Origin of the sequence: Streptomyces sp. NPDC005374 (assembly GCF_042872225.1) — a bacterium.
Classification (GTDB): Bacteria; Actinomycetota; Actinomycetes; order Streptomycetales; family Streptomycetaceae; genus Streptomyces.
The window spans coordinates 136,764-155,502 of record NZ_JBIAKA010000021.1; the positions used below are offsets into that span (position 1 = coordinate 136,764).

20 protein-coding genes are annotated in these 18,739 nt (G+C 72.4%); 8 read left to right on the top strand and 12 right to left on the bottom strand.

From position 1 onward, the window contains the following. Nucleotides 1-23: 23 nt before the first annotated feature. Together ACFYRX_RS39675 and ACFYRX_RS39680 are read right to left on the bottom strand one after the other, a co-directional pair. On the bottom strand, nucleotides 24-1,178 hold the full coding sequence (locus ACFYRX_RS39675) for a dihydrodipicolinate synthase family protein (protein ID WP_389111142.1): 1,155 nt from the start codon (nucleotides 1,176-1,178) through the stop codon (nucleotides 24-26). Then, on the bottom strand, nucleotides 1,175-2,332 hold the full coding sequence (locus ACFYRX_RS39680; RefSeq protein WP_389111145.1) for a Gfo/Idh/MocA family protein: 1,158 nt from the start codon (nucleotides 2,330-2,332) through the stop codon (nucleotides 1,175-1,177). Before ACFYRX_RS39680 ends, ACFYRX_RS39675 begins: the two co-directional genes overlap by 4 nt. Before the next feature lie 400 nt (nucleotides 2,333-2,732). Here ACFYRX_RS39680 and ACFYRX_RS39685 point away from each other — a divergent pair, with 400 nt between their 5' ends. Continuing rightward, a complete protein-coding gene (locus tag ACFYRX_RS39685; RefSeq protein ID WP_389111148.1) occupies nucleotides 2,733-3,779 on the top strand; it encodes a LacI family DNA-binding transcriptional regulator in 1,047 nt (348 codons plus the stop codon). A 218-nt stretch (nucleotides 3,780-3,997) separates the two neighbouring features. Here the strand turns inward: ACFYRX_RS39685 and ACFYRX_RS39690 are convergent, their stop codons facing one another. From ACFYRX_RS39690 to ACFYRX_RS39710, 5 genes are all read right to left on the bottom strand, one after another. Next, nucleotides 3,998-5,689, bottom strand: a complete 1,692-nt coding sequence (locus ACFYRX_RS39690) for a methyltransferase (protein ID WP_389111150.1) — start codon at nucleotides 5,687-5,689, stop codon at nucleotides 3,998-4,000. A 139-nt stretch (nucleotides 5,690-5,828) separates the two neighbouring features. Next, nucleotides 5,829-7,025 carry a 4-hydroxybenzoate 3-monooxygenase gene (locus tag ACFYRX_RS39695; protein WP_389111152.1) on the bottom strand — a complete coding sequence of 399 codons (1,197 nt, stop codon included), beginning with the start codon at nucleotides 7,023-7,025 and terminating at the stop codon, nucleotides 5,829-5,831. Nucleotides 7,026-7,193: 168 nt separating this feature from the next. After that, complete coding sequence (locus tag ACFYRX_RS39700; RefSeq protein WP_389111154.1) at nucleotides 7,194-7,814, bottom strand: DinB family protein; 621 nt, start codon at nucleotides 7,812-7,814, stop codon at nucleotides 7,194-7,196. 76 nt (nucleotides 7,815-7,890) lie between these two features. Further along, complete coding sequence (locus ACFYRX_RS39705; RefSeq protein WP_389111157.1) at nucleotides 7,891-8,610, bottom strand: class I SAM-dependent methyltransferase; 720 nt, start codon at nucleotides 8,608-8,610, stop codon at nucleotides 7,891-7,893. Nucleotides 8,611-8,775: 165 nt separating this feature from the next. After that, nucleotides 8,776-9,162, bottom strand: coding sequence for a MerR family transcriptional regulator (locus tag ACFYRX_RS39710; RefSeq protein ID WP_389111160.1), 387 nt, complete (start codon nucleotides 9,160-9,162; stop codon nucleotides 8,776-8,778). 64 nt (nucleotides 9,163-9,226) lie between these two features. On the opposite strand from ACFYRX_RS39710, the gene ACFYRX_RS39715 reads away from it, so the two are divergent. The 5 genes from ACFYRX_RS39715 (at nucleotide 9,227) to ACFYRX_RS39735 (ending at nucleotide 12,880) form a co-directional block, all read left to right on the top strand. After that, nucleotides 9,227-9,910, top strand: a complete 684-nt coding sequence (locus ACFYRX_RS39715) for an alpha/beta fold hydrolase (RefSeq protein ID WP_389111163.1) — start codon at nucleotides 9,227-9,229, stop codon at nucleotides 9,908-9,910. Then, entirely contained in the window at nucleotides 9,907-10,737 is an 831-nt protein-coding gene (locus tag ACFYRX_RS39720) for a TIGR03619 family F420-dependent LLM class oxidoreductase (RefSeq protein WP_389111165.1), read from the top strand. The genes ACFYRX_RS39715 and ACFYRX_RS39720 overlap by 4 nt, the downstream gene beginning before the upstream one ends. Nucleotides 10,738-10,982: 245 nt before the next feature. Next, nucleotides 10,983-11,903 carry a GNAT family N-acetyltransferase gene (locus tag ACFYRX_RS39725; RefSeq protein ID WP_389111168.1) on the top strand — a complete coding sequence of 307 codons (921 nt, stop codon included), beginning with the start codon at nucleotides 10,983-10,985 and terminating at the stop codon, nucleotides 11,901-11,903. 33 nt (nucleotides 11,904-11,936) lie between these two features. Next, nucleotides 11,937-12,074 carry a hypothetical protein gene (locus ACFYRX_RS39730; RefSeq protein ID WP_389111171.1) on the top strand — a complete coding sequence of 46 codons (138 nt, stop codon included), beginning with the start codon at nucleotides 11,937-11,939 and terminating at the stop codon, nucleotides 12,072-12,074. Nucleotides 12,075-12,079: 5 nt separating this feature from the next. Next, nucleotides 12,080-12,880, top strand: coding sequence for a sugar phosphate isomerase/epimerase family protein (locus tag ACFYRX_RS39735; RefSeq protein ID WP_389111174.1), 801 nt, complete (start codon nucleotides 12,080-12,082; stop codon nucleotides 12,878-12,880). On the opposite strand, the gene ACFYRX_RS39740 is transcribed toward ACFYRX_RS39735, so the two are convergent. Then, complete coding sequence (locus ACFYRX_RS39740; protein WP_389111178.1) at nucleotides 12,864-13,166, bottom strand: hypothetical protein; 303 nt, start codon at nucleotides 13,164-13,166, stop codon at nucleotides 12,864-12,866. The genes ACFYRX_RS39735 and ACFYRX_RS39740 overlap by 17 nt on opposite strands. Nucleotides 13,167-13,210: 44 nt before the next feature. On the opposite strand from ACFYRX_RS39740, the gene ACFYRX_RS39745 reads away from it, so the two are divergent. Continuing rightward, nucleotides 13,211-14,620, top strand: a complete 1,410-nt coding sequence (locus ACFYRX_RS39745) for a PLP-dependent aminotransferase family protein (protein ID WP_389111181.1) — start codon at nucleotides 13,211-13,213, stop codon at nucleotides 14,618-14,620. Nucleotides 14,621-14,670: 50 nt separating this feature from the next. Here ACFYRX_RS39745 and ACFYRX_RS39750 read toward each other — a convergent pair whose 3' ends face one another. Then, nucleotides 14,671-15,249, bottom strand: coding sequence for an RBBP9/YdeN family alpha/beta hydrolase (locus tag ACFYRX_RS39750; protein ID WP_389111184.1), 579 nt, complete (start codon nucleotides 15,247-15,249; stop codon nucleotides 14,671-14,673). A gap of 51 nt (nucleotides 15,250-15,300) precedes the next feature. Here ACFYRX_RS39750 and ACFYRX_RS39755 point away from each other — a divergent pair, with 51 nt between their 5' ends. Then, nucleotides 15,301-16,278, top strand: a complete 978-nt coding sequence (locus tag ACFYRX_RS39755) for a LysR substrate-binding domain-containing protein (protein ID WP_389111186.1) — start codon at nucleotides 15,301-15,303, stop codon at nucleotides 16,276-16,278. On the opposite strand, the gene ACFYRX_RS39760 is transcribed toward ACFYRX_RS39755, so the two are convergent. Genes ACFYRX_RS39760 through aroA form a run of 3 tightly spaced genes read right to left on the bottom strand, consistent with a single transcriptional unit; the run spans nucleotide 16,253 to nucleotide 18,690 of the window. Beyond that, a complete protein-coding gene (locus tag ACFYRX_RS39760; RefSeq protein WP_389111188.1) occupies nucleotides 16,253-16,771 on the bottom strand; it encodes a GNAT family N-acetyltransferase in 519 nt (172 codons plus the stop codon). The two genes, ACFYRX_RS39755 and ACFYRX_RS39760, sit on opposite strands and share 26 nt — an antisense overlap. A gap of 4 nt (nucleotides 16,772-16,775) precedes the next feature. Continuing rightward, the gene (locus ACFYRX_RS39765; protein WP_389111190.1) at nucleotides 16,776-17,408 is read right to left on the bottom strand and encodes a GNAT family N-acetyltransferase; all 633 of its coding nucleotides are present in this window, start codon (nucleotides 17,406-17,408) and stop codon (nucleotides 16,776-16,778) included. Nucleotides 17,409-17,415: 7 nt separating this feature from the next. Beyond that, nucleotides 17,416-18,690: a 3-phosphoshikimate 1-carboxyvinyltransferase gene (gene aroA, locus ACFYRX_RS39770; RefSeq protein WP_389111193.1), complete on the bottom strand. Its 1,275-nt coding sequence runs from the start codon at nucleotides 18,688-18,690 to the stop codon at nucleotides 17,416-17,418. Nucleotides 18,691-18,739 lie beyond the last annotated feature (49 nt).

Consider the following 18,739-nt stretch of genomic DNA (forward strand, 5'->3'; position numbering starts at 1 on the left):
GGAGAAGCGGGACAGGTCGCCGGTCACTGGGTCACTCCGTACAGGGACAGCAGGTTCTTCATGCGCTCCTCCGCGAGCTTCGGGTCCGGGAACAGGCCCAGGCCGTCGGCGAGTTCGTAGGCGCGCGCGAAGTGCGGGAGGGAGCGGGCCGACTGGAGGCCGCCGACCATCGTGAAGTGGCTCTGGTGGCCGGCCAGCCAGGCGAGGAAGACCACGCCCGTCTTGTAGAAGCGGGTGGGTGTCTGGAAGAGATGGCGGGACAACTCGACCGTGGGGTCGAGGAGTTCACGGAAGCCCTTGGCGTCGCCGGTGTCCAGGACGCGGACCGCCTCGGCGGCGAGCGGGCCCAGCGGGTCGAAGATGCCGAGCAGGGCGTGGCTGAAGCCCTGGTCGTCGCCCGCGATCAGCTCGGGGTAGTTGAAGTCGTCGCCGGTGTAGCAGCGCACGCCCTGCGGGAGGCGGCGGCGGATGTCGATCTCGCGCTGGGCCTCCAGGAGCGAGACCTTGATGCCGTCGACCTTGTCGGGGTGGGCGGCGATGACCTCGAGGAAGGTGTCCGTGGCCGTGTCGAGGTCACTGGACCCCCAGTAGCCCTCGAGCGCCGGGTCGAACATCGGGCCCAGCCAGTGCAGGACGACCGGTTCCGCGGACTGGCGCAGGAGGTGGCCGTAGATCTCCAGGTAGTCCTCGGGGCCCTTGGCGGCGGCCGCGAGCGCCCGGGAAGCCATCAGGATGGCCTGCGCGCCGGACTCCTCGACGAGGGCGAGCTGCTCCTCGTAGGCGGCGCGGACCTCCGCGAGGGTGGCCGGGCCGGTGAGCTGGTCGGTGCCCACGCCGCAGGCGATGAGACCGCCGACCGACTTGGCCTCGGCGGCGCTGCGGCGGATCAGCTCGGCCGCGCCCGCCCACTCCAGGCCCATCCCGCGCTGCGCGGTGTCCATCGCCTCGGCGACGCCCAGGCCGTGCGACCACAGATGGCGGCGGAAGGCGAGGGTGGCGTCCCAGTCGACGGCGGCCGGGGAGTCCGGCGTCGAGTCGGCGAACGGGTCGGCGACGACGTGCGCCGCCGAGAAGACCGTACGGGAGGTGAAGGGGGTGCCGGGGGTGGCGGCGAGGGGTTCCTTGCGGGGCTCGTACGCCTTGAACCCCCCACCGCTGGAAGGGAGTCGGATCGTCACAGCGAGATCTCCGGGACGTCGAAGCGGCGGCCCTCGGCCGAGGACTTGAGGCCCAGTTCGGCGAGCTGGACACCGCGGGCGCCGGCGAGGAGGTCCCACTGGTAGGGGGCGTCGGCGTAGACGTGCTTGAGGAAGAGCTCCCACTGGGCCTTGAAGCCGTTGTCGAACTCGGCGTTGTCGGGCACCTCCTGCCACTGGTCGCGGAAGACCTCGGTGGCGGGGATGTCCGGGTTCCAGACGGGCTTGGGGGTGGCGCTGCGGTGCTGGACGCGGCAGTTGCGCAGACCGGCGACGGCGGAGCCCTCGGTGCCGTCGACCTGGAACTCGACGAGTTCGTCGCGGTTGACGCGGACGGTCCAGGAGGAGTTGATCTGGGCGATGGCGCCGCCGTCGAGCTCGAAGATGCCGTAGGCGGCGTCGTCGGCGGTGGCGTCGTAGGGCTTGTCGTTCTCGTCCCAGCGCTCGGGGATGTGGGTGGCGGTGAGGGCCTGGACGGACTTCACGCGGCCGAAGAGCTCGTGGAGCACGTACTCCCAGTGCGGGAACATGTCGACAACGATGCCACCGCCGTCCTCGGCGCGGTAGTTCCAGGAGGGACGCTGGGCGGTCTGCCAGTCGCCCTCGAAGACCCAGTAGCCGAACTCGCCGCGGATCGAGAGGATCCGCCCGAAGAAGCCGCCGTCGATGAGGCGCTTCAGCTTGAGCAGGCCCGGGAGGAAGAGCTTGTCCTGGACGACGCCGTGCTTGATGCCCTTCGCCTCGGCGAGGCGGGCCAGCTCCAGGGCGCCGTCGAGGCCGGTGGCGGTGGGCTTCTCGGTGTAGATGTGCTTGCCGGCGGCGATCGCCTTCTTGATGGCCCCCTCGCGCGCGGAGGTCACCTGCGCGTCGAAGTAGATCTCGACGGTCGGGTCGGCGAGGACCGCGTCGACGTCGGTGGAGATATTGGCCGGGTCCAGGCCACGCTGCTCGGCGAGGGCCTTGAGCGCGTGCTCGCGGCGGCCGACGAGGATCGGCTCGGGCCACAGCACGTCGCCGTCGCCGAGATCGAGCCCGCCCTGTTCGCGGATCGCGAGGATCGACCGGACGAGGTGCTGGCGGTAGCCCATGCGCCCCGTCACACCGTTCATGGCGATACGCACCGTCTTGCGTGTCACGTCATTCCCTTCATAGGCGTCGTACGCGGTTGTGCGCGCCGCGCACGCCCCCCACTGACGAGCGTTACAGCAAGCGCTTTCTATCTCCTAAGAAGCTAGCCTCTGACCAGCGGTCTGGACAAGACCATGGCAGGGGTGAGTTGTTCGAGGGGGCGAACAACTGAGGTTAATGGGCTTAGGGTCGGTCTTCGGATCAGGTGGGCTGTGACGGACGGCTCCTCCTGGCCCGAGCGGGCGGGGTCATGGGATCCCCCCGCGGGCAGGGCGCGCCGGACCCCGCGACACCGGGCCGATCCGAGGGGCCGACCCCGAGGTCGGCCCGGAACCGGGGCCCCGGTGTCCGCGTGTACGACGGAGTACGACTGAGATGCGCTGCGGCGCGCGACCGGAGGACGACGAGATGACGGTGACCCTGGCGGACGTGGCGGCCCGCGCCCAGGTCTCCCCCGCGACGGTGTCGCGCGTACTGAACGGGAACTATCCCGTGGCCGCGAACACCCGTGAGCGGGTGCTGCGGGCCGTGGACGAGCTGGACTACGTGCTGAACGGTCCTGCGAGCTCCCTCGCCGCCGCCACGTCGGATCTCGTCGGGATCCTGGTGAACGACATCGCCGACCCCTTCTTCGGGATCATGGCCGGCGCCATCCAGTCCGAGATCGGGGGGCCCGGCGGGCGCGCGGGCGGCGAGCGGCTCGGCGTCGTGTGCAACACGGGGGGCTCCCCGGAGCGGGAGCTGACCTACCTGACCCTGCTGCAGCGGCAGCGGGCGGCGGCGGTCGTCCTGACGGGCGGGGCGACGGAGGCCGCGCCGCACAAGGCCGCGATGTCCGCCAAGCTGCGGAAGCTGGCGGACGCGGGCACGCGGATCGTGCTGTGCGGGCGGCCTCCGGCGCCGGAGGCCGGGGCGGTCGCGCTGACCTTCGACAACCGGGGCGGCGGTCGCGAGCTGACCGAACACCTCATCGGGCTCGGACACCGGAAGCTCGGGTACATCGCCGGGCCGGAGGAACGGACGACGACCCGGCACCGGCTGGAAGGACACCGGGCGGCCCTCGAGGCGCACGGGATCACCGAGGACCCGCGGTGGACCGTCTACGGCCGCTATGACCGACGGTCCGGGTACGAGGCCACGCTGGAGCTGCTGCGGCGGGATCCGTCACTGACGGCCGTCGTCGCCGCGAACGACTCCGTGGCGCTGGGGGCGTGCGCGGCCCTGCGGGAATCCGGGCTGCGGATTCCGGACGACGTGTCCGTCGCCGGGTTCGACGATCTGCCCTTCAGCATCGACGCGGTGCCCGCGCTGACGACGGTGCGGCTGCCGTTGGCGGAGGCGGGGGCCAGGGCGGGACGGATCGCGATGGGGCGGGAGGAGCCGCCGCCCGGGGGGATCGCGACGGTTCGGGGGGAGCTGATGGTTCGGGGGTCTTCGGGGGTTCCTCGGGGGTGAGGTGCTGGGGCTGCCGCCCCAGACCCCGCTTCGGCCCTGAAAGGGCCTCGTCCTCAAACGCCGGACGGGCTGAGACTGCGTGGCCCGGAGTCGAGAGGGCGCTGCCCCCACTCGATGAGCCGCACGAGGCGCATGCGCCGGGCGAGTCGGATCAGCCGCCCGCATGAGCTGGGGAAGCTGGATGAGCCGCCGGGTGCGCCGTATGGTTCCTCGCGACGTCACCGACGCCGGAACCGCAGGAGCGCCGCCTGCAGAGGGAGTTCGTGGCACGAGGCGAACTCGAAGCCCGCCTCGTCCAGGAGTCGGCGGTAGTGCTCCTCCGTGCGCTCGCGGCCTCCCACGTTGCACAGCATGTGTACGTCCCAGGCAACGGCGAGGGAGAGGCGGCCGTCCGTCGGCAGGAGCCGCTCGATCACCAGGAGTTCGGTGTCGGGAGCCATGGCCCGGGCGCACCGGCGCAGGATCGCCAGGCACCGGGCGTCGTCCCAGTCGTGGAGGACCCGGGACAGCATGTACAGGTCACCGCCCTCGGGCACTTCGGCCGTGAAGTCCCCCGCCACGAACCGACAGCGGTCGGCCAGGCCGGACGTGGCGAAGGCCTTCTCGGCGGCCTCGACGGCGTGGGGCCGCTCCAGCAGGACGCCGCTGAGGTGTGGGGCCGCGCGCAGGAGGCGGCCGAGGAGTTCGCCGTTGCCGCCGGCGACGTCCACCACGACGCGGTGGGCGCTCAGGTCCACCAGTCCGGCCACGGGGGCGAACATCGGCGCGCTCGCCGCCATGGCCCGGTCGAAGAGGTCGGCGAGTTCGGGGCGGCGGGCGAAGTACGCGAAGTGATGCTCGCCGAAGAGTGAGGCGAACGCCTCCTCACCGGTCCGCACGGAGTGCAGGAGCCGTCCGAAGGAGCGGTAGAACGGGTCGCCGTAGAGCACGGCGAGCGGCTGGAAGGACTCGGCGGCGTCGGTGCGCAACGGCGCGCCCAGCTCAGTGAGGTGATACGCGCCGTCCGGGTCCACCGCCACCAGGCCCAATCCTGCGAGGTACCGCAGCAGCCGGCCCAGGCTGTCGGCGTGGCTGCCGGTCAGTCCGGCGAGGAGCGCGAGGTCGGCGCCGGGGTGGTTGTCCAGGTGGTCGGCGAGCCGGAGTGTGGCGGCCACGGCGATCGCCTGGGTGGCCCAGGCACCCGTCATCAGCTGCAGCAGACGGTCCCTGGGGTGGCCGTCGGCCGTGCCCGGCCTCGCGTTGGAGCGGCGCAGGTGGGCGGCGAGGAGTTCGGGGTGCCTGCCGGGGATGTAGAGCTCGATGCGGTGATCGCCGGTGCGGAAGTAGAGCACGGTGGAGTTCTCGTGCGGGTTGTGGCCGCCGCTGTCTGCGAGGGCTCCGGCCCGGTCGACCAGCAGGGCCGCCAGTCCGTGCACGGTCACCGGTGTGGGGGCGAGGACCTCGAACGCGGTGTGTGCCTCGTGGCCGGCCGCGCGTTCGGCCGCCGCCACGGTCGCGAGATCCGAGCCGTGGGGCACCTCCAGGGCGAAGATCTCAATCTCGCCGGTCCCGTCCGGGGTGTCCGGCACCGATGCCCTGAGGATGCCGACCGGCAGGCTGCCGGCCGGTCGGCCGTAGCGCTGGGCCAGCCGGCCGCGGACGACCACGCTCGGAGTCGTCCCGTCCGCGCGCAGGCCCCGTGCGGACAGTTCCTCGGACAGCCCCGCGAGCGTGTGGGGGAAGACGAGGAGGGCGGTGTGGGCCAGCCGGAGCCGGCCGCCGAGCTCCTGCCGTTCCTCGGCGGTCAGCGCCGGCAACAGGGCGTCGAGGGCGCTTGCCGTGTCGTTTCGACGAACGAACTCGGCGGCCTGTTCGATGCGGTCGAGGTCCGCCGGGGGGAGGCAGCGCTGCGGCGCGGACGCGATGGGCATGGGTGTCCTCTGGTCGTGGGTGACGGACGTGACGGCGACGGACGGTCGGGGGTGAGGGTGGAACTGGAGGGGGTGGAAACGGGGTGACCTCGTCCGACTAGGTCTCCGTCGGCGTCCCCCTCTTCGTCCTCGTCCCGGCCTAGACGCCCACGTAGTTGTCGGCGAAGGAGTGCTGCTGTGGCGGCGAGGTGCGCAGGTTCTCCAGGCGGGAGTCGCGCAGGGCGCGGAGGAAGCGTGACTCCTCGTCGTCCCCGCGGGGCGCGTGCAGCAGGCCGATCATCCAGTGGGAGAACTCCTGAGCGCGCCAGATCCTCGGCAGACAGGTGGCCGAGTATCGGGCCAGCGGCTCCTCGTCCCTCAGGTGGAGAGCGGCGGCGAACGCCTGCGCCAGGGTCTCGGCGGCCATGACGGCGAGATTGGCGCCCTTCGCCGCCGACGGACTGATGAGGCCCGCCGCGTCGCCCGCCAGGAACAGCCGCCCGTACTGCATGGGGTCCAGCACGTCGGACTCCAGGTCGACCACGGCGCGTTCCAGGACCGGTCCCCGGCGCAGCGGGCCGAATCGTTCCGCCCGCATCCGCAGATCGAGTTCCTCCCAGATGGCGGAGTCGCTCCAGGAGCCGGGGTCCGTGCCCGGCTCGCACTGGAGGTAGTACCGGGTGACGGACGGCGTGCGGGCCATGTGGCCGGCGAAGCCCCGGTCGTGCACCGCGTAGGTGACCGCGGGCAGCGCGGGGGGCGTCTCGACGAGCAGGGCGAGCCAGGACACCCCGTGCCGGCGTCGGTGCGAGCGCACCGCGTCCGCCGGAAGTCGGCGGCTCACCCCGTGCCGGCCGTCGCACCCGGCGACGTACCGGCCCGTCAGCCGGTACGGCGTACCGTCCGCGCCGTGTGCGACGAGCCACGGCCGTTCACCGTCCAGTCCGCCCACCTCGCTCACCGGCGTCCCGAACCGCAGGTCGCCGCCGCGGTGCAGGAACTCGGCCACCAGATCGGTCACCAACTCCTGCTGCGGATAGACGGTATGGGCTTCTCCCCGGCCGAGATCGCCGTAGTGGAGGGCGAACTCGCCCCGCTCGCTGCGGAAGACACAGGTGCCGTGCTGCCGGCCGCGCGCCAGCAGACCGGCGCCCAGGCCGCCTGCGACGAGGACGCGGACCGTGTCCGCCGCCAGGAAGCCCGCCCGGGCCCGCCGCTCCACGTGTTCGCGGCTGCTCCGCTCCACGATCAGACAGTCGATGCCGGCCGCCAGCAGCAGGTTGCCGAGCACCAGTCCCGCGGGTCCGGCACCGACGATGAGCACCGTCGCCCCGTCCGCGGAGGAGCGTTTTTTCACCGTGTTCTCCAGCTCTTTGATGATCCAAAAGGATTCAAGCAGTATGTGGAGAACCGGTGAATTCAGGCCATTGGTCCGAATGGTGCACGGTACGGGTCCAGTTGACGCGCCGTACATCCCCGACCTGGCTCGATGTCGCAGCAGGTTGCTCGGCGCGAACCCGCCGTTTCACCCGTTCGAGGGGAGCGGGCCGCCCCCGGTCGAATCCGGGGCCTCCCTGGCCGCCCGCTCCACCCGCTCGCGGTGCTTCTCCCACCAACTCCCGTCCCCCGGCGCCATGTTGTCCCCCTCCCCTCGCTGCCCCACCGACCCGTCCACGAGTTCGCGTACGACGTCGGCGTGCCCGACGTGACGGTGGGTCTCGGCGATCATGTGGACGAGGATGCGGTGGAGGGTGAGTTCGGAGTGCGGGGGCCAGGGGACGCGGCCCAAGGCGTCCAGTGGGAGGGTGTCGAGCGTCTCGTCCGCCTGGGCGCAGGCCCGGCGATAGCCGTCGATGATCTGCTCGCGGGTCTCGTCCGGCGTCGCCCAGAGGTCGGCGTTGGGTTCGGCGGCGCCGGTGATCCACAGGGGCTGTGCGTCGGGGAGCGGCCGGCCGAAGGTCTCGCCGAAGTAGATCGCCTCGGCTCCGGTGAGGTGTTTGACCAGGCCCAGGAGGTTGGTGCCGGTCGGGGTCAGGGGGCGGCGGACGTCGTACTCGGAGAGGCCCTCGAGCTTCAGGAGGAGTGAGTCGCGGGCGTCCTGGAGGTAGAGGCGGAGGTCGGCACCGGCGTCTGCTGTTGCGGTCATCGGTTCAGTCTGTCGGCGGCGCGATCGTTGTCCATCGAGATTCGACGGGCCCTCCTGGTCACGGGACCGGATCCCTTCACCGCCGCGCCAGGGGTTCTTTCACCGCCACGAATCCAAACAGGCTCGGGATCCCGCCCGATCCGGTCTCGGCGGTCCGCTCAAGGCGTAGGCCCGCCGCGAGTGTGGCGTTGAGCAGGTCGGCCATCGGGAGGTGCCAGGCGCCGATGCGGGCGCGTACGCCGGCGGGGTTCCACGAGTCGAGGGTGTGGGAGCGGTCGGCGTACCGCTCGTCCACAACGATCCTCGTCCCACCGCTCCAGTCGGCGAAGGCGCCGATGAAGCAGGGATGGACGCCGAGGTGCACGAACCGGCCGCCGGGGGCCAGTACGCGGGCGACCTCCCGGAGTACGGCGGCGTAGTCCGGGACGTCCGTGCTCGCCAGCACGCACATCGCGGCGGGCACCGAGGCGTCGGCCATGGGGAGTGCCGTCGCGTCACCGGCCACCACCGGCAACCGGCTCACCGCATGGCGGAGTTGGCCGCGCGAGAGGTCGACGCCCACCGGTGTCCAGCCGAGTGCCGCCGCCGGGGCCGCGTGGGCGCCGGTGCCGCAGCAGACGTCCAGGCAGAACCCCTCGCCCGGGCCCAGCAGTTGGCCCAGCATGGTGTGAACCCTGTCGAAGAACTCCCCGCCGGAGGACGGCGACATGTAGTCGTTGTACCAGTCCGCGTGGTCGTCGTAGGCCGCTGTCGTGCCTGCGGTGACTGCCGCTCCGGTCTTCTGCCCGTGTCGCATCGTCCATGGCCTCCTTCATCGTCCGTCCATGTCCCTCCAAGGTCCTTTCCCTGCCCGACGGGCCGCCATCCGGCCTGTTCGCCGGGGGCCGACGCGCAGGTCCCGCGATGCGGTGCGCGCCGTACCGGCGAGATGTCCTTGGAGGGAAAGCGGCCGACTCCCCCCTCAGTGGGCCCGCGCCCGCTCCTGCCGTGCCTCGGTCGCGTCGCGGAACGCGGCCAGTTCGGCCCTGCGGCGGCGCAGTTCCTCGATGTCGGCGTCCATGCGTTGCAGGTGCGTGGTCATCGTGCGCAGCACCTCCGGGCAGGGATCGATGCCCGGCCCGGTGTCGGTGCCGGTACCCGTGGCGCACGGCAACATCTCGCGGATCGCCTCGGTGTTCAGCCCGGCCGCCAGCATGCCCCGGATGCGAGCGACGACGTACGGGGCGTCGCTCGCGTACACGCGGTATCCGCTGCTGTCGCGCTCGGGGCACAGCAGGCCCTGTTCGTCGTAGTACCGCAGCAGCCGGGCCGCGACTCCGGTCCGCCGTGACAGCTCGCCTATCAGCACTGACTCTCCTCACCACGCCTGGGACTTGACCTTCACACCGGTGTGATGGGTCAACGTACGGCGCATGAGCGATTCATTCCCCGCCCTTGCCACCACCGTCACCGGAACCGGTCCGGGCCTGCTGCTGGCCCACGGCGCCACCGGCAGCATCGAAGGCAACTTCGCGCCGGTCCTGCCCGCCCTCGGCACCGACCACACCGTCGTCGCCCCGGACTATCCCGGCTCGGGTGCGACCCCGGTCGCCGACGCCCCACTGGATCTCGACGAGCTCACGGACTCGGTCGTCGACTCCGCCGTACGGCGCGGCGTCGGACGGTTCGCGGTCCTCGGGTTCTCGCTCGGCACGCAGGTGGCGGTGCGCGCCGCCGTACGCCATCCCGAGCGGGTGACCGCGCTGGTACTGACCGCCGGATTCGCCCGGCCGGACGACCACCTGCTCGGCCTCCTCCCCGGCTGGCGGGACCAGACGCCTCCCGCACTGCGCCCGCACATCGACATGGCCGCCTCCCTCGACATCACCGGTGACCTGGCCGAGGTCGCCGTTCCGACGCTGGTCGTCGCGACGACCGCCGACAGCCTGGTCCGGCCCATGAACTCCCGTGCCCTGGCGGCCGGGATCCGGGGCGCGCGGTACACGGAGATCGACAGTGACCACGTGGTCATGGTCGAGCGGCCGGAGGAGTGGCTGAAGCCGGTCCTGGACTTTCTCCGCTCCCTCCCGGACGGGACGGACGGTGCGGGGACGTGAAGCTGCAGGTGGTTCTCCCGAACGAGGCCGCGGGCACCGACCCGCGCCGACTCACCGACCTGGCGCGGCGGGCCGAGGATCTCGGGTACGACACGGCGTGGCTCCCCGACCACATCCTGCCGCCCGGTGAGTACGGCCCGGTGTACGGAGGGGTTCTCGAGCCGCTGGTGACCATGGGCTGGCTGGCGGCCGCGACCACCCGGATCCGCTTCGGCACCTCCGTACTCGTCCTGCCGATGCGCAGTCCCTTCGTCGTGGCCAAACAGGTCGCGACCCTCCACGAACTGTCCGGCGGACGGATCACCCTGGGTGTGGGGATCGGCTGGGACGAACGCGAGTTCAGCGCCGTCGGCGCCGACTTCAGGAGCCGGGCGGCCCGCACGGACGAGGGAATCGCGCTGCTCCGGCACCTGTTCCGGGTCGGCCGTGGCCCTTTCGAGGGCCACTGGTACGGCTTCGAGACGGGCGTCTTCGAGCCGCGCCCCGCCGGTGAGGTGCCGGTGATGACGGGCGGTGTCACCGACGCTGCTCTGCGCCGGGCGGCCCGGTACGCCGACGTCTGGCAGGGCGTGGGCCTGGACCCGACGGCGTTCGGCGAGCGGCTAGCGTACCTGCGGGCCCGTACGGCGGACAGCCGTACGGTGTCCCCCGGCACCCGGATCGACTGGCACGGCCCGGACCGCACGGTCGGTGAGGCCGCCCGCACCGCCGAGGCCTTCCGCGCCGCCGGGGCCGAGCACCTCGCGGTGCACTTCGGCGACCCGGACGGATACGCCCGGCGGATGGCCGCATTCGCTCGGGCGACGACCCGGCATCCGTGCGGCTGAGAGCGCCCGGCCCGGGATCGTGATGCCAGTGCTGTTGGCGGCAGGTCGGTCCTCCCGGAAGGCGCCGGTACACGGCCGTTCCAGCTCGCGTCCACGGTCGCCGGGAAGACGGGCGTGCGGCTGGGCGTGCACCGGCCCGCGCGAGATGCCGGTCGGACGCGTGGGTAGCCGCGGCGGCCGCGGTCGTCCTACGCTCGGTCCATCGATATCTCTGACTGAGTCAAGCATCCGGGGGTCGACCGATCATGACCGTCCAGGACATCCGCGCCTTCAACCGCTTCTACACGAACGTCATCGGCGCCCTCGACTACAGCCGACAGCTCTACGCCCCCTACACCCTCACCGAGTCCCGCGTCCTGTACGAGCTCGCGCACTCGCCGCGCACCGACGCGGCCGATCTGCGCACCGAACTCTCACTGGACGCGGGGTACTTGAGCCGGATCCTGAACAAGTTCGAGCAGGACGGGCTGATCGAGCGCTCGGCCTCGCGACAGGATCCGCGCCGACGCCGTGTCACTCTCACCGCACGCGGCCGGGAGACCGCCGCGCTGCTCGCCGAGCGCGCCGACGAGTCCGTGGGCGCGCTCCTCGCGACCGTGCCGCCCGCCGAACGGCCCCGGCTCGCCGAGGCGATGCACACCGTCCGCGCCCTGCTGTCCGACGGCCGCCCGCCCCGCCGCGAGGACGTCCTCCTGCGGGAGCCCGGCCCCGGCGACCTCGGCTGGATCGTGGCGCGCAACGCGGCCCTGTACTCCGCCGAGTACGGCTTCGACGCCGACTACGAGGGCCTGGTCGCGAGGATCGTCGCCGACTTCGCGCAGGACCACGATCCGCGTCTGGAACGGGTCTGGATCGCCGAGCTGCACGGGCGGCCGGTGGGGTGCGTGATGTGCGTACGGGACGACACGCCCGGCACGGCCCGGCTGCGGCTGCTCCTCGTCGAGCCGGACGCGCGCGGGCTCGGCATCGGGGACCGGCTGGTGACGGCGGTCGTCGACTTCGCGCGCGGCGCCGGCTACCGCGACCTGGTGCTGTGGACCAACGACGTCCTGGCCGCCGCCCGCCGCGTCTACCAGCGCCACGGGTTCGTCCTCACCACCGAGAAACCACACCGCTCCTTCGGCAAGGACCTGAACGGCCAGGACTGGCGGCTGGACCTGACCTGACCTGACCGGTACGGGTGAGTGAGGGGGCGGCCGATGAACGGGGCGGGGTGGGAGTGGCTCAGCCAGTCGGCCGGCGAGTGGCCCAGCCAGTCGGCCGGCGAGTGGCTCAGCCACTCACCGGCGCCACACCCGCCCGGGCTGGACCTCACCGACTCGACCGGGCGAGAGTAGAGCCCATGAAACTGGCGTTCTCCACCCTCGGTGTCCCCGGCCTCCCCCTCTCCGACGTGCTACGGCTCGCGACCTCGCACGGCTATCACGGCGTAGAACTGCGCGCGCATCCGGAGGAGCCGGTGCATCCCGGTATCGGGCTCGCGGAACGGGCCGACGCGGTGGCCGAGTTCAAGGCGGCGGGAGTCGAGGTCCTCGGTGTCGCCGGGTACGCGCGCGTGGCCGCGCCGGGCGACGACGAGCCCGTGATCGAGGAGATCCACCGTCTCCTGGACCTCGCCCGTGACCTCGGCGCCGGTTTCGTCCGCGTCTTCCCCGGTGCCGCCTCCGACCAGTCCCGCGAGGAGGCCGACGCCACGGCCGCCCGGCGGCTCGGTACGGCCGCGGAGTACGCGGGCGACCTCGACGTACGCATCCTTCTCGAAACCCATGACTCGCACCGCACGGGCGCGGAGGCGATCCGGGTCCTCGGTCCGGTGGGCCACCGTCAGGTCGGCTCGCTCTGGGACGTCATGCACACCTGGCTCGGTGGCGAGCAGCCCTCCGAGACCTACGCGGCCCTCGCCCCGCATCTCGGATACGTGCAGGTCAAGGACATCGCGTCCGCCGAGGACACCACCCCGGTCGCGCTCGGCGCCGGTGTCCTGCCGCTCGCGGACTGCGTGGAGGTCCTCTCCCGGCACGGCTGGGACGGGTGGCTGTGCTGGGAGTACGAGAAGCGCTGGTACGAGAACGCGGCGCCCCTGGAGGAGCTGCTGGGCGCGGGCCGCGAGCACCTGGCCCGGCTGCTCAACGACTCGGCGTAGTCGGCGCAGTCGTCGTAGCCGTCGTAGCGGCCAGGCGGAACCATGAACGAAGCCCCCGGCCGGCGTCCCGGCCGGACCGCGGCCGGTGTCGCACCGGCCGTCCGGTCCGGGGGCCGTCGGCGACGACCGGTGCGTCCGGCAGCGCGGACCGGACTCCGGCCTTCGCCTGCCAGTCGCTGAACACGCCCTGGAACAGCGGATGTGCGGCCTCGACGGACAGCGACTTCCTCAGTGCGGCCATGACGGTTTCCTCCTGCTCGAACTGCTCGTGTCTGCTGAAGCTCACTGTCGAAGGTAGGGAGAAACGGCTCGCTGCTACCGTCCAATGGCATGCGGGTATCACAGACCAATCTGGTGGGCGATCTCCTGATCGACCTGGGTCGGCCCGGCGACGGCGCCTTGCACGAGCGGGTGAAGCGGGCGCTGCGCTCGGCGATCCGCAGTGGACGGGTCGAGGTCGGTACCTCTCTGCCGCCCAGCCGGCAGCTCGCCGCCGACCTCGGCTGTTCCCGCTGGGCGGTGACGGAGGCGTACGGCCAGCTCGTGGCCGAGGGCTACCTGGAGGCACGCAGCGGTTCCGCGACCCGGGTGCGCTGGTCCGGCGACCGGGACGGCGACTCCGGGCGCCCCGCGGCACACCGGGTCCCCGTGGCCCGTTTCGACCTCGCGCCGGGTCTGCCGGACCTGCGGGCCTTTCCGCGCCGCAGGTGGGCGGAGGCCGTGCGCGCGCAGGTGACGGACGCGGCGTACACGGAGTTCGGCTACCCGCCGCCCGGCGGCCACCCGCGGCTGCGGGAGCTGCTCGCCGCGTACCTGGGCCGTTCCCGTGGCGTCGCGACGACGGCGCAGGACGTGACGGTGTGCATGAGCGTGACCGACGGGGTGCGGCGCGTCTGCCACGCCCTGCGCACCCGGGGCATCACCGCCGTCGGCTGCGAGGAACCGGGCTGGACGCGGCTGCGCCAGGTGATCGTCGCCGCCGGTATGGAGCCGGTGCCGGTCCGTACGGACGGCGGTGGCCTGCGCGTCGACGACCTCCTCGGACACACCGGGCTGCGGGCCGTGCTGACGGCTCCGGCACACCAGTTCCCGCTGGGGACCGTGCTCGTGCCCGAGCGGCGCGCCGCGCTGCTGGACTGGGCCCGCCGGATGGACGGTGTCGTGCTGGAGGACGACTACGACGCGGAGTTCCGTTACGACCGCCGCCCGGTCGCCGCGCTGCAGGGCATGGACCCCTCCCGGGTCGTGCTGCTGAAGTCCCTGAGCAAGACCCTGTCCCCGGCGCTCGGCATCGGCTGGCTGGTGGCGCCGTCACGCTGGACCGACGCACTGCACCGGACCGACCAGACGGCGACCTCGCCACCCGTCCTGGACCAGCTCGCGTTCGCCGCCCTGCTGGAGTCGGGTGCCTACGACCGTCACCTGCGGGCCTGCCGCAAGCGTTACCGCGACCGCCGCGACGCGCTCGTGCGGGCCCTCACCGAGCAGCTGCCCGGCGCCCCGGTCTCGGGCATCGCGGCGGGGCTCCACCTCATTTTGCGGCTGCCGACCGACGTGGACACCGCCGCCGTGGTCAGGGCGGCGGCCGCCCGTTCGCTGTCGGTCGCGGACCTGGCCGCCTATCACGCCACCGACGACCACGCCGACCACGGCCTGGTCCTCGGCTACGGCAACCTCGCCGACAGCATGGTGGAGCAGGCGGTACGCCAGCTCCGTACGGCGATCGAGGAGAGCCGTTGACGAGGGCCGCGCGGTGATGCGGTGGCCGGGCACGTCGGCGGGCGGTTCGGCTATGGGCGGGGTGTGATGTCCGCGTCCGGGTCCAGGCACCACTCCAGTACGGCCGGCCAGGAGCCGTAACCGGCGTCCAGGTCGAGGTGGGCGGCGCCGGGGAGGATGTCGGTGGGGATGCCGAGCGGCTCACCGAAGGTCCGGCGTGCCCCCTCCGGGCAGTACGGGTCGTCGTCGCCGGCGACCAGGCGGGTGCGGCCGGGGAGGGTGAAGTCGAGGGCGGGCGGGGCGAATTCGGCGATCTCCGGGTGCTGTACGACGACGGACGCGGACGGCGGGGAGACGAGCAGCACGCGATCGACACCGCCGGGCTTCACGAGCCCGCGCGCGACAGCGTGCAGCCACAGCAGGGCGGAGGCGCTGTGGGCGACGACGACGCGTTCGCCCGCGGCGGGCAGGTCACCGAGATGCCGGGTGAGCTCGGTGAGCCAGGTGTCCAGGTCGGGGTCGTCGGGGGCGGGCAGCTGGGGGTAGGTGACGTGGTGGCCGAGGCCGGTGAGGCGGTCGGCGAGCCAGTGCTGCCAGTGTGGTGCGGGCCGGTGGTTCTGCCAGCCGTGGAGGATGAGGTAGGCGGTCATGAAGCCGATGGTTTCCGACCTTCAGTGGCCAGGTCCAGTTAATCTTTGGCGGTGGAACCGGTAAGTGAACCCTTCACCGTCGACCTGCGTCGGCTGACCGTTCTCCGGGAGCTCCAGCGCCGGGGCTCTCTGGCGAGGACGGCCGAGGCCCTGCACCTCACCCCGTCCGCCGTCTCGCAGCAGATCGCGACGCTGGCCCGCGAGACGGGCGTACCGCTGACGGAGAAGAACGGCCGAGGCGTACGGCTGACCGGTCAGGCGCGCGTGCTGCTGTCCCACGCCGATGTGATCGCTGCCCAACTGGAGCGGGCGAGGGCCGACTTGGAGACGTACGGGGAGGGTGGGCGGGGGTCGGTGACGATCGGCTGTCTGTCGAGCGGGATCCTCGGCCTGCTGCCGGGCGTGCTGCGGGCGCTCGCCGAACGCCTTCCCCGGGTCCGGGTCGACGTGGTCGAGTCCGAACCGCCGGATCTGTTCACGGCGTTGGACGCCGGCCAGGTCGACGTGGCCGTGGCGGTCCATTTCGCGGCGGCACCCGCGCACACCGATGCCCGCTACAGCCGCGCCGAGCTGTTCACCGACGTGATGGACATCGCCGTCCCGGTCGGACACCGCCTCGCCGGACGCGGCCGGATCGCACTGCGTGAACTGGCCTCCGACGCCTGGATCGTGGGGGACGCCCGCAGTTGCGTCGGCGCGGTGGCGCGGTCGGTGTGCGCGGCGGCGGGGTTCACCCCGGACATCCGGCACGCCGTGAACGACTGGGGCGCCCTGGCGGCGCTGGTCGAGGCGGGGCAGGGGGTGGCGCTGGTCCCGCGCCTGGTCCGCGCGGCCTACGCCCACCGGGAGCTGGCGCTGCTGACGACGGAGGACGAGGTGCCCCCGTCCCGCCACGTCTTCGCGGCGGTGCGGGCGGGGGCGGAGGGGGATCCGGTGCTGGCGACCGTCCTGGATCAACTACAGCTGTCCGGAACGGAGTTGACCGGCTCCGGGGCAGGCGTCCTCACGCGGCCGGCCGACCGCCCGTAGGGTTCGCGATCGTCCAGTGGTTGCTGCGCAGGAGCCGGTCCCCGAACGGCATGTCGAGTTCGCCGAGGAGGCGGAAGCCCAGTGAGCGGCAGATGCCGTTCGAGGGGCCGTTGCCTGTCGCCGGGAAGGCGTGGATGTCGCCCCAGCGGTCGGCGTTCCACGCCTGTCGAAGCAGCGCGCTGACCGCGCGTTTGCCGAGGCCCCGCCCCTGGAACTCGGGGAGCACCATCCAGCCGATCTCCGAGAGGGGACCGTCGCCGAGGTCGTGGGACCAGAGGGCCAGCGCCCCCGCCACCACCTCGGGCCGGGCCGGTTCGGGGACGATCATCTTGATCCAGGACTGGTCGGCCGCCGCCTCCTCCGCGTCCCGGCGCACCTTGTCCGCCATGCCCTCTCGCGGCAACGGCCCACCGAGGTCGGCCATCATGACGGGATCGCAGCGCATCCGGACGTAGGCGTCCACGTCGTCCACCGTGACATCCCGCAACAGCACCGGTTCAGCCCCTCCGCGCCACGAAACCCGCCACCCGCTCCTCCAGCCGCTTGCGGCACTGCGGCCACTCCTCCGCCGTGATGGAGAAGATCGCGGAGTCTCGCAGCCGTCCGTCCTCGCCCGGTGCCCAGGAGCGGGACCAGTTGCGCAGGACGCCCTCGAAACGGGCGCCGACGCTCTGGATCGCGGCGCGGGAGCGGTCGTTGCGGGCGTCCGTCTTCAGGTCGACGCGGGAGACGTGCCACTCCTCGAAGGCGTGCCGGAAGAGGAGCAGTTTGGCCTCGGCGTTGATGCCCGTGCCCTGGGCCGGTCCCGCGAGCCAGGTGAAGCCGACCTCCACGGCGTCGAGTCGGTCGTCGGCCCGCCAGCAGCGTGGTTCCCAGTACGAGGTCGCTCCCACCGCCCGGCCCGTCGCGACCGACACCTGTGCGTACGGCGCGAGCCGCCCGGTCGTCGCCCGCGCGAGCTGCGCGTCGATGTAGTCACCGACTTCGGCGGCCCTGGGCACCCAGGTGAACGCGTACGTCCCCCGCTGTTCCTCCACCGCCACCGCCAGGTCCGCCGCGTGCCGGTGGCCGAGCGGTTCCAGGCGCACCAACCCGCCTGTCAGTACCGGCCCTTCCAGCTGGAAACCCACTGCCCGATCAACTCCCGATGCCCTGTCGCAACTCCGCGAACGCCTCGTGGAAACCGGGGAAAGTCTTCCGTACGCAGCCGGGGTCGTCGAACGAGATTCCCGGTACCCGCAGGCCGGTGACCGCGAAGGACATGACGATGCGGTGGTCGCCGTAGGACGTCACCCGAGCCCCGGTGGGAGCGGCCTCCGGGTGGATCTCGATCCAGTCCGGGCCCGTGGCCACCGTCACGCCCAGCCGCCGCAGGTTCTCCGCGCAGGCCTCAAGGCGGTCGCACTCCTTGACCCGGGTGTTCGCCACGTCCTCGATGCGGACGGGGGCGGACGCGAAGGGCGCGATCGCCGCCAGAGTCGGCATGGTGTCCGAGATGTCCCGCATGTTGACGGTCAGGCCGCGCAGTTCGCCCGTGCCCCGGACCGTGGTGGCGTCGGCGCCGACGGTCACCTCCGCGCCCATCCGCCGCAGTACGTCGACGAAGCCGAGGTCGCCCTGGAGCGCGCCCGTGCCGAGGCCGGGGACCGTCACCTCGGCGCCCGGCGTGATCGCCGCCGCCGCGAAGAAGTAACTCGCCGTGGACGCGTCCGGTTCGATCGCGTAGGTCGTGGCGCGGTACCCGCCCGGCGGGACCACGAAGACGTCACCGTCCCTTTCAACCTCCACGCCGAACTCGCGCATCATCGCGATGGTGATCTCGACGTACGGCGCCGACACCAGGTCGGTGACGCGGATCCGCAGGCCCCGGCGGGTCAGGGGGCCGAGCAGGAGGAGCGCGGTGAGGTACTGGGAGGACTGGCCCGCGTCCAGGACCACGTCCCCGCCCTCGACGCCCGCCGCCCGTACCGTCAGCGGATGGTGGCCCTCCGCCTCCTCGTGCCGCAGGTCCACGCCGAGGTCCCGCAGCGCACGCGACAGGGGCAGCAGTGGACGCCTGCGCATCTGCGGCGACGCGTCGAAGCGGTACATGCCGTGGCCGGCCGCCACCAGGGTGGGCAGGAAGCGGGCGGTCGTCGCGCCGTCACGGCAGTACACGTCCGCCTCGGCGACCGCCGGTCCCTGCGGGCGGCCGTCCACCTGCCAGGCGTCGGGAGCGCGGCCGACCCGGTAGCCGAGCCGTACAAGGCCCTCGGCGAAGCCCTCCGAGTCGTCCGAACGGAGCGGGCGTACGAGGGTGGTGACGCCGTCGGCCGCGGCGGCCAGGAAGAGGGCGCGGGCGGTGATGGACTTCGAACCGGGCAGGGAGAGGGACTGCGGGGCGGGCGCGTGGGCTGCGGGCATACCCGTCATGATCTCCCGACGGCCGCCTCCGACGCGAGGACGTCCACGGGATGGACCG

Bases quoted from the DNA above. Each gene is read 5' to 3' on its own strand.
- ACFYRX_RS39685 (WP_389111148.1), top strand. From the start codon at position 2,733: ATGACGGTGACCCTGGCGGACGTGGCGGCCCGCGCCCAGGTCTCCCCC.
- ACFYRX_RS39690 (WP_389111150.1), bottom strand. From the start codon at position 5,689: ATGCCCATCGCGTCCGCGCCGCAGCGCTGCCTCCCCCCGGCGGACCTC.
- ACFYRX_RS39700 (WP_389111154.1), bottom strand. From the start codon at position 7,814: ATGACCGCAACAGCAGACGCCGGTGCCGACCTCCGCCTCTACCTCCAG.
- ACFYRX_RS39705 (WP_389111157.1), bottom strand. From the start codon at position 8,610: ATGCGACACGGGCAGAAGACCGGAGCGGCAGTCACCGCAGGCACGACA.
- ACFYRX_RS39715 (WP_389111163.1), top strand. From the start codon at position 9,227: ATGAGCGATTCATTCCCCGCCCTTGCCACCACCGTCACCGGAACCGGT.
- ACFYRX_RS39725 (WP_389111168.1), top strand. From the start codon at position 10,983: ATGACCGTCCAGGACATCCGCGCCTTCAACCGCTTCTACACGAACGTC.
- ACFYRX_RS39730 (WP_389111171.1), top strand. From the start codon at position 11,937: ATGAACGGGGCGGGGTGGGAGTGGCTCAGCCAGTCGGCCGGCGAGTGG.
- ACFYRX_RS39735 (WP_389111174.1), top strand. From the start codon at position 12,080: ATGAAACTGGCGTTCTCCACCCTCGGTGTCCCCGGCCTCCCCCTCTCC.
- ACFYRX_RS39745 (WP_389111181.1), top strand. From the start codon at position 13,211: ATGCGGGTATCACAGACCAATCTGGTGGGCGATCTCCTGATCGACCTG.
- ACFYRX_RS39750 (WP_389111184.1), bottom strand. From the start codon at position 15,249: ATGACCGCCTACCTCATCCTCCACGGCTGGCAGAACCACCGGCCCGCA.
- aroA (WP_389111193.1), bottom strand. From the start codon at position 18,690: ATGACGGGTATGCCCGCAGCCCACGCGCCCGCCCCGCAGTCCCTCTCC.